The following is a 14,714-nucleotide window of genomic DNA, read 5'->3' as shown; positions in this document are numbered from 1 at the left end:
GTTTGCTATTATTGTTTATTCAGGCCAGTGGAGCCAAAGCCGCCACTGCCACGTTCTGTATCAGGTAAGGTATCAGTCTTGACCCATGAAATGGTGGTCACCGGGGCCACAACCATTTGGGCGATCCGCATGGCGCGCTCAATCACAAAAGGCTCCTCCCCCAGATTGACAAGAATGACACCCACTTCACCACGGTAATCTGCATCAATGGTGCCCGGTGCGTTGGCAACCGTCACCCCATGTTTGGCTGCAAGGCCAGAGCGTGGGCGCACTTGGGCCTCATAGCCAACGGGCAAAGCAATGCTCAATCCTGTTGGGACAATGGCGCGTTTGCCGGGTTCTAGTGTGAGTGTGCCCTCAATCGCGGCCATCAAATCCATACCTGCGGCATGTTCTGTGGCGTAATGGGGAAGGTCCATATCTGCCCCGTGGGGAAGTTGGACAACACTTACATCGACTGCCTTACTCATGTTCTTGATCTTCTTTCATATGGTCTGCAATTTTTTGGGCTAAACGGTCGGCTACCTCTGATTTACACAAACGTGGCCAGTCCTCGCATTGATTTTTCGCAATTAAATGGACAGTATTTTCATTTCCACCAAATGTTCCTGTAGAAGGCGACACATCATTGGCGACAATCCAGTCACAATTTTTGCGCTCTCTCTTTGCGGTGGCATGTTCAATTACTTTTTCTGTTTCCGCAGCAAAACCCACCACAAGGCTTGGGCGTTTGTCTTTATGCTGGGAAAGGGTAGCTAAAATATCAGGGTTTTCAGCCAGCTTCAGGTCCGGCATTTGGCCTGAGCCATCTTTTTTTAGTTTTTGATCTGCTTCAATATCAACGCGCCAGTCTGCAACGGCTGCTGCGCAAACGGCGATATCAGCTGGCAGAGCATTTTCACAAGCTTGAAGCATATCACGTGCTGATTCGATCTTGATGAGGTCAACCCCATTGGGGGCAGGCTCTTGTGTTGGCCCACTGACCAGTGTGACGTCACAGCCAAGCTTGGCAAGGCTTGCCGCAATGGCATGGCCCTGTTTGCCTGAGGAACGGTTTGCGATATAGCGCACCGGGTCAATAGGCTCATGGGTGGGGCCAGAGGTCACAATGGCTTTTTTACCCGTAAGGGGCCCACTGCCTGTCAGGCGTTTTTTAACGGCGCCAACAATATCAAGCGGGTCAACCATGCGACCAAGGCCAAATTCACCACAGGCCATATCCCCTTCATCAGGGCCAATCATCTCAACGCCACGCGCAAGTAATGTTTCCACATTGGCTTGAGTGGCATCATGTTCCCACATACGCACATTCATGGCAGGTGCCATCATCACGGGCTTGTCAGTTGCAAGTAGTGTGGTGGTGGCAAGATCATCTGCCAGACCATGGGCCGCCTTTGCCATGGTGTTCGCCGTTGCAGGGGCAACAACCACAAGGTCCGCACTGCGCGACAATTGGATATGACCCATTTCAGATTCATCATCCAGATCAAACAGGTCTTCATAGACTTTATCACCACTGACAGCGCCAAGGGCGAGCGGGGTGACAAACTCTTTTGCAGACTTTGTGAGAATACATCTCACCTCAATTTCCTGTTCACGCAGGCGGCGAACAAGCTCGGGTGTTTTATAGGCAGCGATGCCACCTGTGATGATTAAGAGTATTCTTTTCTTCTTATACACGATGAGTTCCTGAGCGAATTACGCAAGAAAATTGTACATAACCTAACGACCTGCGTATTTAAGCGCAAGCAAATATATAGGTTGATTCAATAAAAAAGGCTAAATAACTGATATATATAAACCTGTGTTTAATTCTCAGTTTAAAAATGGGCGCTTAAGCCCCCATCTACGGTAATGACTTGCCCTGTTATGTAGGATGAGGCCTTGGAAGCGAGAAAAACACAGGTGCCGGCGATCTCTTCAGGATGGCCCCAACGCTGGATTGAGCACCGATTCTCTAAAAACTGCTTAACTTCGGCATTTTCGACCATGGGCTGATTGGCTTCTGTGGCAAAATAGCCAGGGGCAATGGCGTTAACCGTAATGCCACGGGGGCCGAGTTCTGCGGCAAGGGCGCGGGTCAATCCGGTGAGCCCGGCTTTGGATGCGGTATAAATCGCATCATTACTACGCGCAATATCACCTGCAATAGACGTCACATTTATAATACGCCCGCCTTGGCCCATAAGGGCAGCTGCTTTTCTAGAAAGCTCAAACGGGGCGACCAGATTGCTGTTGAGCAGGCTGTTAACATCCTCAAGGCTGAATTCATCTATCGTGCGGCGATCGCGCAGGCCCACATTATTGACTAAAATATCAAGGGGCCCAAGCTGACCAAGGGCCAGTTCAATATGTTTTGGGTTTGAAACATCAAAGGCCACCACATGGGCATTGGGGATACCTTCGGTTTTTTCCATTAACACATCTTTGGAGCGCCCATTAAAAAAGACTTCACAGCCCGCTTCACAAAGCGCTTTTGCCATTTCAAAGCCAAGGCCGCGTGTGGCCCCGGTTACAAGGGCGGTTTTTCCGCTGAGGTCAAAAAGATGTGACATAGTGAAAACTCCGTCGTCTATGCTTAACCGAAATATTCAAAACCCAAAGCTGCGGCTAATCCTGTGGCAATGACCCAACCGATCCAGCCAAAGCTCACCCCATTGGGGCTTTTGCGTTTCTTACCTGTATCCAGCTTAAGCCCGTTTTTGCCGATATCTTCCAATGTTTCTTCAATATTGGCAACAATGCGTGGCAGGCGCAGCAGGGTATCGCGGGTCTCTTCAGCCACGGCCTTGACCTTGGCTTGAGGCCCTAGATTTTCACGCATCCAGCTTTCAATAAACGGTTCAGCCAAGAACCACATGTTAACGTTCGGGTTCAGGTTACGCCCGACCCCTTCAGCAATGAGCATGGTTTTTTGGAGCTGAATGAGTTGTGGCTGGGTTTCCATAGAGAAATATTCCGTGACCTCAAATAATTGAGCGAGCAGACGGGCCATGGAAATTTCATTTTGCGGCAAGCCCATGATGGGCTCGGCAATGGAGCGTGCAGCTTGAGTAAAGAGTTCTTCAGACTCACTCATAGGCACCCATCCGGCTTCAAAATGCACCCGCGCGCATTTCTTATAATCACGGGTGATAAATGAAAGTAGAAGTTCCCCAAGGTGGCGCTGGGTTGTGTGATCCAAGCGCCCTGTAATGCCAAAGTCAACGGCAGCCAGTGTACCATCATCAAGCACAAACATATTGCCCGGATGGAGGTCGGCATGGAAGAAACCATCGCGAAAAACCATATTGAAAAAGGCGGTTGAGGCTTTTTCCAAAATGTCATTGGGGTTCAGGCCGAGCTCTTTGATTTTTTCAATCTCATCCACATTCACGCCGTGGATGCGCTCTAAGACCATCACGCGTTTGGCGCAATAGGGCCATTTGACTTCTGGGATATAGAAATAGTCATCCTCCTTGAAGTTCTCGCGCATTTCATCAGCGGCTGCCGCTTCAAAGCGCAGGTCCATTTCAAAACGAACGGTATCTTCAAGGGTTTGAACAGACTCAACCAGCTTTAAACGCATGAGGTCAGGACGGGCGCGTTCCACCCATTCTGCAATGGTGCCCATAAGCTGGAAGTCAGCTTTAAAATCACGCCGGATATGGGGGCGCAAGACTTTTACAGCAACGTCTTCACCGTTGCTTAAGGTCGCAAAATGAACTTGTGCGATAGACGCTGCTGCAACTGCCTCATCATCAAACGCGCTGAATATCTCATCAATAGGCGCGCCGAGGTCTTCTTCGATAATGCGCCGTGCTTCTTTGCCGGAAAATGGGGGCAGACGGTCTTGCAGTTCGGTTAAATCTTCAGCAATTTCCTCGCCCATCACATCTGGGCGGGTGGAAAGGGCTTGGCCCAGTTTAATGGCTGTTGGCCCAAGGTCATGAAGGGCGCGCGCCAGTCGTTGTCCCGGGCGCATTTGTTTAATGCCGCGCACACGACCAACAGGCACAAGGCGCGCCATAAACACAACAGCAGGCGCAATGCCCAATTGTTCAAAAAGAAAGAGAACGTCATAGCGCGCTAAAGTGAGCGCGACACTCATGAGACGTTTAAGAATCGTTAGGCTGCGCAACATCAGATTTTCCATCCTGAATGAATGGCTGCGATGCCGCCTGTCAGGTTGCGGTATTTGACCTGCTCAAAGCCTGCATCACGGATCATCTGCGCAAATTTTTCCTGTGGCGGGAATTTGCGGATGCTTTCTGCGAGATACTGATAGGAATCGCGATCTCTTGCCACAACCGCGCCAATTTCAGGCAGCAGCTTAAAAGAATAAAGATCATAGATTTTATCAAGCACGGGCATGACGACTTCGGAAAATTCAAGGCAGAGAAAACGCCCGCCCGGCTTTAAAATACGATGGGCATCGCGCAAGGCTGCGGGAATGTCGGTGACGTTACGAATACAAAAGGCAATGGTGTAACAATCCATGGAATTATCTGGTACGGGCAGTTTTTCCGCATTACCACATAGCCAGCTTAATCCTTCAAGACGGTGCGCATCAACGGCGCGGCCACGACCGACTTTTAACATTTCTGCATTAATGTCGGTGACGGTGACATGACACTTACCGCCGCGTTTGGCGACCTGATCTTGAATACGAAAAGCGATATCACCTGTGCCGCCGCCCACATCGATGGTGTTCCAGCCATCTTGCGGGTTCAGCCAATCGACCATGGCATTTTTCCACACACGGTGGACACCCATGCTCATGAGGTCGTTCATAATGTCATAACTGGAGGCAACGCTATCAAACACGCCGCGTACCATTTTGGCTTTATCGTCTTTGGCAACCGTGCGGAAACCGAAATGTGTCGTATCTTGATCGGACATATCTTAAAGTCTTTCCCTATAAGAAGTGTTGCGCAAAATAGCCTAAGGAGATGTAATAGGCTAGTACTATTCATACCTGTCATGCTGGCGAAGGCCAGTATCCAGAACTGCGCAGAAAAATAGATTCTGGATCAAGTCCAGAATGACAAAATAGAGACAAGAAAATGCCTGAATTGCCCGAAGTCGAAACCGTCCGTCTGGGATTGCTCCCCGCCCTTGAAGGTCAGATCATAAAAGATGTGATTGTGCGTCGACGTGATTTGCGCACCCCCATTCCTGAAGATTTTGAAGATCATGTGCGCGGGCAAAAGGTTTTGAGCCTGAAACGCCGTTCAAAATATGTGCTGGTGGAGCTGGAAAATGGGCAAACCATTATCATTCATTTGGGCATGTCGGGGCGCATTCGCATTGAAGAAGGCAATCCGCCAGAACCCGATAAACATGACCATGTTGAATTCATCACCGATTCGCGCAAATGCATCCGTTTTGGCGACCCAAGGCGCTTTGGCTTTGTTGATTTAATCAAAGAAGGCGGTGTGGAAAAATATCCGTCCATCATGAAGCTTGGGCCTGAACCCTTAAGTGAGGCTTTTAGCGGCGCGTTGTTGCATGAACGTTTTAAGGGCAAGACAACCTCTATGAAAGCAGCCTTGATGGACCAACGCATTGTGGCGGGGCTTGGTAATATCTATGTCAATGAAGCCTTGTTTCGAAGCGGCATTTTGCCAACGAAAAAGGCAGGCAAGCTTTCTAAGGTGAAAGCAGAGAAGCTGGTCGGGGTGATTAAGGAAGTCTTGGCTGAGGCCATTGAAGCAGGGGGTTCCTCACTTAAAGATCACCGTCAAACCGATGGGGAGTTGGGCTATTTTCAGCATTCATTTAAGGTCTATGGGCGCGAAGATGAGCTTTGTTCAAGCTGTGAAGAATCATCGATTAAACGGATCGTTCAACAAGGGCGATCCACTTTTTACTGTTCGAAGTGCCAACAATAAGGTATGACGCTAGACATGAAAAACGCATTTCGCATAGGACTGCTTGGGCTCTTGTTATTATGGGGCAAGGCAGTTTCGGCACAGGACCTGGCTTTTTTGTCAGCCCTTGAAGATGTGCCGTTAATGGCTGGTTTGAGTGAAGCAACCGATGAAATTGTCTATTTCGATACGCCTGCGGGTCGGATTGTTGAGGCATATGCGGTGGGGACTGTCACGAAATCTTCCATTTTATCTTATTATAAAGAGAGCTTACCTTCATTGGGGTGGCAAGCCAGTTCAACAACTTCGTTTAAGCGCGAAGGGGAATATCTGAGCCTGTTCATATCCATGGATGGAAAAGACGCCACCGTGCGTTTTGCGCTGTCGCCGAATGCGAAATAAGTGTGTTGGAAAGAATTTAAATTTTAAAAAAAGTTAGGGATGAAAATATGGCTTACGAACATATTCTCGTTGAGAAAAAAGGCCGTGTTGGTCTGATTACATTAAACCGCCCCAAAGCCTTAAACGCTTTGTGCACGCCATTGATTGATGAGCTTGGGCTTGCGCTGGATGATTTCGAATCTAACAGTGACATTGGTGCGATTGTTCTAACGGGTAGTGAAAAAGCCTTTGCTGCTGGTGCTGACATTAAAGAAATGTCTGAGCGTGATTTCATTGATGTCTATTCAAATGACTTCATCACCGATGATTGGGAGCGCGTGGCAAAATGCCGCAAGCCCGTGATCGCCGCTGTTGCCGGTTATGCGCTGGGTGGTGGTTGTGAAATGGCAATGATGTGTGATTTCATCATTGCAGGTGAAAATGCCAAGTTTGGTCAGCCTGAAATCACCATTGGCACTATCCCGGGCGCAGGGGGCACGCAACGCCTGACCCGCGCTGTTGGAAAAGCCAAAGCCATGGAAATGTGCCTAACGGGCCGTATCATGGATGCAGAAGAGGCAGAACGCGCTGGCCTTGTAAGCCGTATCGTAGCTGTTGAAGAACTGCTCAATGATGCGCTGGAAACAGCTGAGAAAATTGCCAAACTGTCACAGCCTGTTGTGATGATGGCAAAAGAATCGGTTAATAAGGCGTTTGAGAGTTCTTTGGCTGAAGGTGTGATGTTTGAGCGTCGCGTTTTCCATTCAACATTTGCCCTAGAAGACCGCAAAGAGGGTATGGCTGCTTTTGCTGAAAAGCGTCAGCCAAACTTCCAGAACAAGTAAGGCACCTTCAAGAATCGTCACGATGCATGCTCTTTTTGAGGTCTTTTGAAGGCTTTTGGCCTTATTTAAAAGACCTTGGAGGGGGCGCAAAATGATGATTTTCCTCGTTTTCGGTTCGCAAAGCTCAAGTTTTCACTTTCTTTATGGTTTTCATGCAGATGGTACTTGACGCCTTGCTGGGAACTCCTTATAAGCCCCCAACCGATTTTAGAAATTAGTATTTTCAGGAACAAGCGATGGCTAACACCCAAAACGCAAAGAAACGCGACCGTCAAATCCAACGCCGTACAGATGTAAACACTGCACGTGTTGGTCGTATCCGCACTTTCATCAAAAAAGTTGAAGCTGCGATCGAAGCTGGCGATAAAGCTGCTGCAGAGGCTGCGTTCAAAGTTGCGATGCCTGCGATGCACGCTGGCGTCTCTAAAGGCGTAGTGCATAAAAACACGACAGCACGCAAACTATCCCGTCTGTCTTCTCGTATTAAAGCTCTGGCTTAATCGATAAGATTACTTCGGGATTCGAAGTTCTGACAAAAGGGTCGCAAGTGATTGTTTTGCGACCCTTTTGTCGTGTCTGAACCTCAGGGTTTCTCTTAGGTTTGGCAATTCTGCGTCAAGGGAATTATTTTGCATTTTTGCAAAGGAACCTGTGGACTCTTGGCATATGCGCAGATAAAGTTATCCACAACCTTGATCGGGTCCAAAAGTGGTGAAAATTCAACTTTTGCCATGACATAAAAAAGAGACCGGATCTGTCATAAAATATGTGCCGTTTAAATCGTTTGATCCTTTTGTTGGAATAAACGCACGTGCGCTGTTTTTGTGACAAACGCTTTGAGAATAAATGGGGTAACACGATAGGGGTTTTTAGTAATCCATATCGAATCGGGTTAGGATTGAAGTTAAGGCATGTCTAACGCAATGATCTCGCCAACAACGCAGGGTGAATGGGCGCAAGTATGTTCGCATATGCGCGATGAAATCGGCGATGCGGCTTTTGACAGCTGGTTCAAGCCTATGTCCGTTCATTCCATTGAAAGTGGAACGGCAAATATTTCTGTGCCCACGCGTTTTATGCGCGACTGGATTGCCAATAATTACCTTGAACAAATCAAGGCACTTTGGTCCTCTTTTAATGATCAGATTATTCACGTGGAAGTCATTGTTGCCAATGCCCAAGGTGGTGGTGGTATTCTTTCGCAAGCCTCCCAGCACGCACAGCAAAGCCAGCCTCGGGCAACAACATCGGCACCTCAGGCACAGCTCGCACCTGCGCAACCTGCAAGATTGGCTGATCAGCTTGGTGCGCCGTTGGATGCGCGCTTTACCTTTGATCATTTTGTGGTGGGTAAGCCCAACGAATTTGCCTATGCAGCCTCCAAGCGCGTGGCAGAGGCTGAAACACCACCGTTTAATCCGTTGTTTCTTTACGGGGGCTCCGGCCTTGGTAAGACGCACTTGATGCACGCCATTGCCCAGCAATATGTGGCAATGTATCCCGGTCGCACGGCTGTGTTTTTAACGGCTGAAAAATTTATGTATCGCTTTATCCGTGCTTTGCGCGAACAAAAAACGGTGGATTTTAAAGAGCAGTTCAGAAGTGTGGATATGCTCTTGATTGATGATGTGCAGTTTATTGCGGGTAAAGATTCCACACAGGAAGAATTGTTTCATACCTTTAATTCCTTGGTGGATCAGGGACGCCAGATCGTCTTATCTGCGGATAAATCACCTTCTGATATTGAAGGTTTGGAAGAGCGCCTTAAATCTCGCCTTAATCACGGGCTTGTGGCTGATCTTCATGCCACGACTTATGAGCTGCGCTTGGGGATTCTTTTATCCAAGGCAGAACAGCTCGGTGTGGAATTACCCAGCAAGGTCACAGAATTTCTTGCCCATAAAATCTCTTCTAATGTGCGTGAGCTTGAAGGCGCGTTAAACCGGGTTGTGGCGCATTCCCAGTTGGTGGGGCGTCCCATTACGCTGGAAACTTCTCAAGAAGTCTTGCATGACCTGTTGCGCGCCAATGATCGTCGCGTCACCATTGAAGAGATTCAGAAGAAAGTTGCGGAACATTTTAATATCCGCGTTTCTGATATGCATTCAGCGCGCCGTGCGCGCTCAGTTGCGCGTCCGCGCCAAATTGCCATGCATCTCTCCAAACAGCTCACCACACGCTCTTTACCGGAAATTGGGCGCAAGTTTGGCGGGCGTGACCATACGACCGTCATGCATGCGGTGAAAAAGGTTGATGAGCTTTGCCTGAGTGATCAGGATTTTGCCGAAGATGTCGAGCTGCTGCGCCGTATGTTGGGTGGCGTAAATTAAGGCACTTTTTGCCTTGGGTTGAGTGCCCGAAACTCCTTTAAAAACAAACAGAAATATCCTTGCAAGCGCGTGGGTGAAAAAAGCTGATTTTTTCTCTTAAAAACGCTCTAAAAAGCTTTGGTTTCTCGTCAGCTTTGTTATAATGGCGAACCGATTTGGCTGGTTTGGGGGTAATCCCTTGTGAAATCAGAGGAAATCGGTGATCAGCGGGTAGGCTAAACTTATCTGAAACCATATATTTTGAAGCGATAAAAACGTTATGAAGATTACCATCGAACGCGCAAAGCTAATGAAGTCTCTGGCTCACGTGCAAAGTGTTGTGGAACGCCGCACCACTATTCCGATTTTGAGTAATGTGAAACTGGATGCCATGGGTGGTCGCCTGTCCTTAAATGCAACGGACATGGATCTTGATATCGTTGAAACGGTAGACTGTGAAGTCATCACCGAGGGGGCGACAACCGCACCGGCTCATATGCTGTATGACATTGTGCGCAAATTGCCAGATGGTTCCCAAGTGGAACTGGATAATGGTGCAAATGAAGAATTGCTTACTTTGCGCGCGGGTCGTTCCAAATTTACTTTGGCTTGTTTGCCGACCATGGACTTCCCCTTGATGTCTGGTGGTGAGCTGGATCATAACTTTGCCCTGCCAGCGGGTGAGCTTAAAGGCATTATTGATCGCACACGTTTTGCAATCTCCACAGAAGAGACGCGCTATTACCTTAATGGTATTTATGTACATGCTGGTGAAAATAACGGCGTGCCTGTATTGCGCTCTGTTGCAACAGATGGTCACCGTCTGGCAAGTGTTGAAGTGCCCATGCCTGAAGGTGCAGCCGATATGCCGGGTGTGATCGTGCCGCGCAAAACAGTGGCTGAGCTTCGCAAGCTGATTGATGAAACAAATGATGATGTTTCTGTCTCGCTTTCTGAAACAAAAGTCCGCTTTGCCTTTGGTGAAGTGGTGCTGACCTCCAAGCTGATTGATGGCACATTCCCTGATTATGAGCGCGTGATCCCAACGGGGAACGACAAGATGATGGAACTGGAGTGCAAGCCATTTGCGGCTGCTGTTGATCGTGTGTCTGCCATCTCCACTGAAAAATCCCGCGCCATTAAACTGTCCATTGGGCCGGGCGCACTTGTGCTTTCTGCCAGCAGCCCTGATGCGGGGTCTGCCACAGAAGAAGTTGAAGTGTCTTATGATGCTGATGAGATCGAGATTGGCTTTAACTCTAAATATCTGTTGGATATTGCCCAGCAGGTTGAAGGTGAAACGGCCCAGTTTATGCTTTCTGATGGCGGCTCCCCTACAATCGTGCGTGATGCGGCTGATAGCAGCGCGCTTTATGTCTTGATGCCGATGCGTGTGTGACCTGTTGGTTGAAGCGTGATTATTCAAGGTGAGTGAAACCGTCGCACACAACAGTCTGGGTATGGCCGTACCGATCAATATCACCAGACTGACGTTAAGTAATTTTCGTTGTTACGATTTTCAACGCCTTGATCTGGACCCGACCCCCGTTGTGCTTAGCGGGAATAACGGGGCCGGAAAAACCAATATCCTTGAAGCGGTGTCCTTATTGGCACCGGGGCGAGGAATGCGACGGGCCAAAGCGATTGAGCTGGCACGGCGCGATGAGGGATGTGATGAAGATAGTGGTCGCGCATGGGGCGTGGCTGCAACCGTTAATACCACGGGCGGTCCGGTTGATATCGGCACAGGGCGTGAAGAAACGGGTAAGAAAAGCGGAACGCGCGAAAGACGTGTGGTTCGCATTGAAGGTGAGAGCGCACGCGGTCAGTCTGCACTGGCAGATTATGTGGATGTGGTCTGGCTTTTACCGCAGATGGATCGCCTGTTTTTAGATGGTGCCATCGCAAGACGACGGTTTTTGGATCGGCTGGTTTTTGGGTTTGATCCCAAACATGCCAGTCGCATGAATGCATATGAGCATGGGCTGCGAGAACGTGCCAAATTGCTCAAGACAGGGCGCAATGATGATCGATGGTTATCAGGCCTTGAAGAACAGATGGCGACCAAGGCGGTGGCGGTGGCAGCAGCGCGAAAAGATATCGGGCAGCGCCTTAATATCCTCGCCGTTGAAGGTTATGGCCCATTTCCGGGCGCAAGACTGACCCCGACCGGGATGGTTGAAAACTGGTTGGATGAGTTTAGCGCCTTGGAAGTTGAAGATAAGTTTCGTGCCTTTCTGGCAGAGCATCGCGCACTTGATGCACAGGTCGGTGGGGCAAAAGACGGGGTACATAAAAGTGACCTTCTGGTTCGCCATGTACCAAAAGACCAACCGGCAGAGGTTTGCTCTACCGGAGAACAAAAAGCCTTGTTGACCGGTATGGTACTGGCCAACACAAAGGCATTGGCTTTAGATCGGGGGCGTATACCGCTTCTGCTCTTGGACGAAGTGGGGGCCCACTTGGACGAGGATCGCCGCAAGGCGTTATTTGAAGCTATTTGTGCCATGGGTGCACAAGCCTGGATGACAGGGACTGATCGGGATATGTTTAAGCCCTTTGGGTCTCGCGCCAATTTTTTCGATGTGGAAAAAGCGGCAGTTGTGCGGGTTAATGAATAAAGTGAAAGTTAAACTTGGGTAATCGACAATGAGCGAAGAAAACCTACCAGTAGATGGTGATAACGGCGAAGAATACGGCGCGGATTCCATTAAAGTCCTTAAAGGCTTGGAAGCTGTGCGTAAACGCCCGGGTATGTATATCGGGGATACCGATGATGGTACCGGCTTGCATCACATGGTGTATGAGGTTGTCGATAACGGTATTGATGAAGCCCTTGCAGGCCATTGTGATATCCTGATTGTGACCCTAAATGGCGATGGGTCTGTCACCGTTTCTGATAACGGTCGTGGCATTCCGGTTGATATCCATGCTGAAGAAGGTGTTTCTGCCGCAGAAGTGATCATGACCCAGCTCCACGCAGGTGGTAAGTTTGACAGTAACTCCTATAAAGTTTCCGGTGGTTTGCACGGTGTGGGGGTTTCGGTTGTAAATGCCTTGTCCGATTGGCTGGAGCTGAAAATTTACCGCGATGGTAAAGAGCATTATGTGCGTTTTGAAAATGGCGATGTGGTTGAATCCTTAAAAATCGTTGGCGATGCACCGTTGAAAGAAGATGGCACACCGGAGACAGGCACATTTGTGACTTTCCATGCCTCTGAAGAAATTTTTGCCATTACCGATTATGACTACAACACGCTTGAGCATCGCTTGCGCGAACTGGCGTTCTTGAATTCTGGTGTGCGTATGTTGTTGCGTGATGAGCGCCACGCAGAAACAAAAGAAACACCGCTTCATTATGAAGGTGGCTTGATCGAATTTGTGAAATATGTTGATCGTTCTAAAACACCTATTCTGCCGGAACCCGTCTATATGGACGGTGTAAAAGCTGATAATAATGGTGAGGAAGTTGGCGTGGAAGTTTCCATGCAGTGGAATGACAGTTATCATGAAAATGTCATGTGTTTCACCAACAACATCCCACAGCGCGATGGCGGTACACATTTGGCAGGTTTCCGTGGTGCTTTGACGCGTACAGTCAATGCCTATGCCCAAGAAAGTGGCTTGGCGAAAAAGATGAAAGTCACCATTTCCGGTGAAGATATCCGCGAGGGGCTTTCTGCTGTTGTCTCGGTTAAAGTGCCGGACCCGAAATTCTCTTCTCAGACCAAAGACAAGCTTGTGTCTTCAGAAGTGCGCCCTGTTGTGGAAAATATCACAGGGGAAGCCTTAAAAGAATGGTTTGAAGAACATCCCAATGAAGCCAGACAGATTATTGGTAAAATCTGTGAAGCAGCAGCGGCGCGTGATGCAGCGCGCAAAGCGCGTGAACTGACCCGTCGCAAAGGTGTGATGGATATTTCCTCGCTTCCAGGTAAACTTGCGGATTGTCAGGAACGTGATCCTGCCAAATCTGAACTCTTCATAGTGGAGGGTGATTCCGCGGGGGGATCTGCTAAGCAGGGCCGTGATCGTAAAAGTCAGGCTATCCTTCCGCTAAAAGGTAAAATTCTCAACGTTGAACGTGCGCGTTTTGATAAAATGCTGAGCTCGCAAGAAGTCGGCACCTTGATCACAGCCATGGGCACAGGCATTGGGCATGAAGATTTCAATATCGAGAAATGTCGCTATCATAAAATTATCATTATGACCGATGCGGACGTGGATGGATCACACATCCGGACCCTTCTTTTGACTTTCTTCTTCCGTCAAATGCCGGAAATTATCGAGCGTGGTTATCTTTATATTGCCCAGCCACCGCTTTATCGGGTGAAGCGTGGTAATTCAGAAGTTTATCTGAAGGACGAAAAAGCATTAGAAGACCATCTGGTTAATCTGGCTGTGAATGACTGTATTTTGGCCTTGGAAAATGGCGGTCAGATCGGTGGGGAAGATTTACGCTCTCGCATCAATAATGCACGCAAAGTCAAAGGCCTGTTAGGTCAGCTTTCAAGTAAGGTCCCATCCAATATTTTGGAACAGGCTGCAATTGCGGGCGCACTTAATGTGGAACTTCTTCAAGATGAGACCCATGGCGGCGAGCTTGCCAAAATGGTTGCTGAGCGCCTTGATGAGATTGAAAGTGATCTGACCAAAGGCTGGCAAGGGGCCGTTCAAGATGATGGCAGTTTGTCCTTTAGCCGCACATTGCGCGGGGTAACTGAGACCCATCACCTTGATCAAGGGCTTATTCGTTCTGCTGAAGCACGTGCGCTTCATGCTTTGTCTGATGAGCTTAATGAAAGTTTCTCAAAACCAGCTAAATTACTGCAAAAAGAGAAAGAGTATATCGTTGATGGTCCAATCGATTTGGTCGATATGGTCACGGACCTTGGCAAAAAAGGCATGAATGTCCAACGCTATAAAGGGCTAGGTGAGATGAACCCGGAACAGCTTTGGGAAACGACACTGGATGAAAGTGCACGTTCATTGTTGCAGGTTAAGGTTAATCATGTTGATGAGGCTGAAGAAGTCTTTTCAACCCTGATGGGCGATGTGGTTGAACCACGCCGGGACTTTATTCAGGACAATGCCTTGAAGGTTTCTAATCTGGATGCCTAAGGTAGTGGTCCTGCGCCTAAAGTTTTGCACTCATAGGCAAAACTAAATATCTGTGCTCTCGGAAATAAATTTTCCTTCTGGGAATTAGCAGCATACCAGCTCACTTATACAGTGAGCTGGTTTTTTGTTGGATTAATTGAGATTTGACTTTGTTCCTATATGAACTTTGAAGCAGATCACTGGCAAGCCCCTAGTATTGTAGACAC

13 protein-coding genes are annotated in these 14,714 nt (G+C 48.6%); 8 read left to right on the top strand and 5 right to left on the bottom strand.

Translation table 11 applies throughout. From position 1 onward, the window contains the following. Window positions 1-8: 8 nt before the first annotated feature. The 5 genes from dut to ubiE form a co-directional block, all read right to left on the bottom strand. A complete protein-coding gene (gene dut, locus MTBPR1_RS10945; protein ID WP_069189062.1) occupies window positions 9-470 on the bottom strand; it encodes a dUTP diphosphatase in 462 nt (153 codons plus the stop codon). Further along, complete coding sequence (coaBC, locus tag MTBPR1_RS10940; RefSeq protein WP_069189061.1) at window positions 463-1,680, bottom strand: bifunctional phosphopantothenoylcysteine decarboxylase/phosphopantothenate--cysteine ligase CoaBC; 1,218 nt, start codon at window positions 1,678-1,680, stop codon at window positions 463-465. The genes dut and coaBC overlap by 8 nt, the downstream gene beginning before the upstream one ends. A gap of 140 nt (window positions 1,681-1,820) precedes the next feature. After that, window positions 1,821-2,555 (bottom strand): SDR family oxidoreductase, encoded by a 735-nt coding sequence (locus tag MTBPR1_RS10935; RefSeq protein ID WP_069189060.1) that lies wholly within the window; start codon window positions 2,553-2,555, stop codon window positions 1,821-1,823. A 23-nt stretch (window positions 2,556-2,578) separates the two neighbouring features. Beyond that, complete coding sequence (gene ubiB, locus MTBPR1_RS10930; protein WP_069189059.1) at window positions 2,579-4,123, bottom strand: 2-polyprenylphenol 6-hydroxylase; 1,545 nt, start codon at window positions 4,121-4,123, stop codon at window positions 2,579-2,581. Next, complete coding sequence (gene ubiE, locus MTBPR1_RS10925; protein WP_069189058.1) at window positions 4,123-4,881, bottom strand: bifunctional demethylmenaquinone methyltransferase/2-methoxy-6-polyprenyl-1,4-benzoquinol methylase UbiE; 759 nt, start codon at window positions 4,879-4,881, stop codon at window positions 4,123-4,125. Before ubiE ends, ubiB begins: the two co-directional genes overlap by 1 nt. A 164-nt stretch (window positions 4,882-5,045) precedes the next feature. Here ubiE and mutM point away from each other — a divergent pair, with 164 nt between their 5' ends. From mutM to gyrB, 8 genes are all read left to right on the top strand, one after another. Beyond that, entirely contained in the window at window positions 5,046-5,873 is an 828-nt protein-coding gene (gene mutM / locus MTBPR1_RS10920) for a bifunctional DNA-formamidopyrimidine glycosylase/DNA-(apurinic or apyrimidinic site) lyase (protein ID WP_069189057.1), read from the top strand. A gap of 15 nt (window positions 5,874-5,888) precedes the next feature. Next, entirely contained in the window at window positions 5,889-6,254 is a 366-nt protein-coding gene (locus MTBPR1_RS10915; RefSeq protein ID WP_069189056.1) for a hypothetical protein, read from the top strand. 47 nt (window positions 6,255-6,301) lie between these two features. After that, window positions 6,302-7,078, top strand: coding sequence for an enoyl-CoA hydratase (locus MTBPR1_RS10910; protein WP_069189055.1), 777 nt, complete (start codon window positions 6,302-6,304; stop codon window positions 7,076-7,078). Window positions 7,079-7,314: 236 nt separating this feature from the next. Then, entirely contained in the window at window positions 7,315-7,578 is a 264-nt protein-coding gene (rpsT, locus tag MTBPR1_RS10905; protein WP_069189054.1) for a 30S ribosomal protein S20, read from the top strand. A 411-nt stretch (window positions 7,579-7,989) separates the two neighbouring features. Then, complete coding sequence (gene dnaA / locus MTBPR1_RS10900; RefSeq protein ID WP_069189053.1) at window positions 7,990-9,408, top strand: chromosomal replication initiator protein DnaA; 1,419 nt, start codon at window positions 7,990-7,992, stop codon at window positions 9,406-9,408. Window positions 9,409-9,667: 259 nt separating this feature from the next. Beyond that, window positions 9,668-10,786, top strand: a complete 1,119-nt coding sequence (dnaN, locus tag MTBPR1_RS10895; protein WP_069189052.1) for a DNA polymerase III subunit beta — start codon at window positions 9,668-9,670, stop codon at window positions 10,784-10,786. Window positions 10,787-10,814: 28 nt separating this feature from the next. Next, window positions 10,815-12,008, top strand: a complete 1,194-nt coding sequence (gene recF / locus MTBPR1_RS10890) for a DNA replication/repair protein RecF (protein WP_338031283.1) — start codon at window positions 10,815-10,817, stop codon at window positions 12,006-12,008. A 28-nt stretch (window positions 12,009-12,036) separates the two neighbouring features. Next, window positions 12,037-14,508, top strand: coding sequence for a DNA topoisomerase (ATP-hydrolyzing) subunit B (gene gyrB / locus MTBPR1_RS10885; protein WP_069189050.1), 2,472 nt, complete (start codon window positions 12,037-12,039; stop codon window positions 14,506-14,508). Window positions 14,509-14,714: the final 206 nt, after the last annotated feature.

It is taken from the genome of Candidatus Terasakiella magnetica, assembly GCF_900093605.1.
GTDB lineage: Bacteria > Pseudomonadota > Alphaproteobacteria > Rhodospirillales > Terasakiellaceae > Terasakiella > Terasakiella magnetica.
This window is presented reverse-complemented; position numbering and strand designations above follow the sequence as displayed.

Bases quoted from the DNA above. Each gene is read 5' to 3' on its own strand.
- MTBPR1_RS10935 (WP_069189060.1), bottom strand. From the start codon at position 2,555: ATGTCACATCTTTTTGACCTCAGCGGAAAAACCGCCCTTGTAACCGGG.
- mutM (WP_069189057.1), top strand. From the start codon at position 5,046: ATGCCTGAATTGCCCGAAGTCGAAACCGTCCGTCTGGGATTGCTCCCC.
- ubiE (WP_069189058.1), bottom strand. From the start codon at position 4,881: ATGTCCGATCAAGATACGACACATTTCGGTTTCCGCACGGTTGCCAAA.
- rpsT (WP_069189054.1), top strand. From the start codon at position 7,315: ATGGCTAACACCCAAAACGCAAAGAAACGCGACCGTCAAATCCAACGC.
- dut (WP_069189062.1), bottom strand. From the start codon at position 470: ATGAGTAAGGCAGTCGATGTAAGTGTTGTCCAACTTCCCCACGGGGCA.
- dnaN (WP_069189052.1), top strand. From the start codon at position 9,668: ATGAAGATTACCATCGAACGCGCAAAGCTAATGAAGTCTCTGGCTCAC.
- dnaA (WP_069189053.1), top strand. From the start codon at position 7,990: ATGTCTAACGCAATGATCTCGCCAACAACGCAGGGTGAATGGGCGCAA.
- gyrB (WP_069189050.1), top strand. From the start codon at position 12,037: ATGAGCGAAGAAAACCTACCAGTAGATGGTGATAACGGCGAAGAATAC.
- MTBPR1_RS10915 (WP_069189056.1), top strand. From the start codon at position 5,889: ATGAAAAACGCATTTCGCATAGGACTGCTTGGGCTCTTGTTATTATGG.
- MTBPR1_RS10910 (WP_069189055.1), top strand. From the start codon at position 6,302: ATGGCTTACGAACATATTCTCGTTGAGAAAAAAGGCCGTGTTGGTCTG.
- ubiB (WP_069189059.1), bottom strand. From the start codon at position 4,123: ATGTTGCGCAGCCTAACGATTCTTAAACGTCTCATGAGTGTCGCGCTC.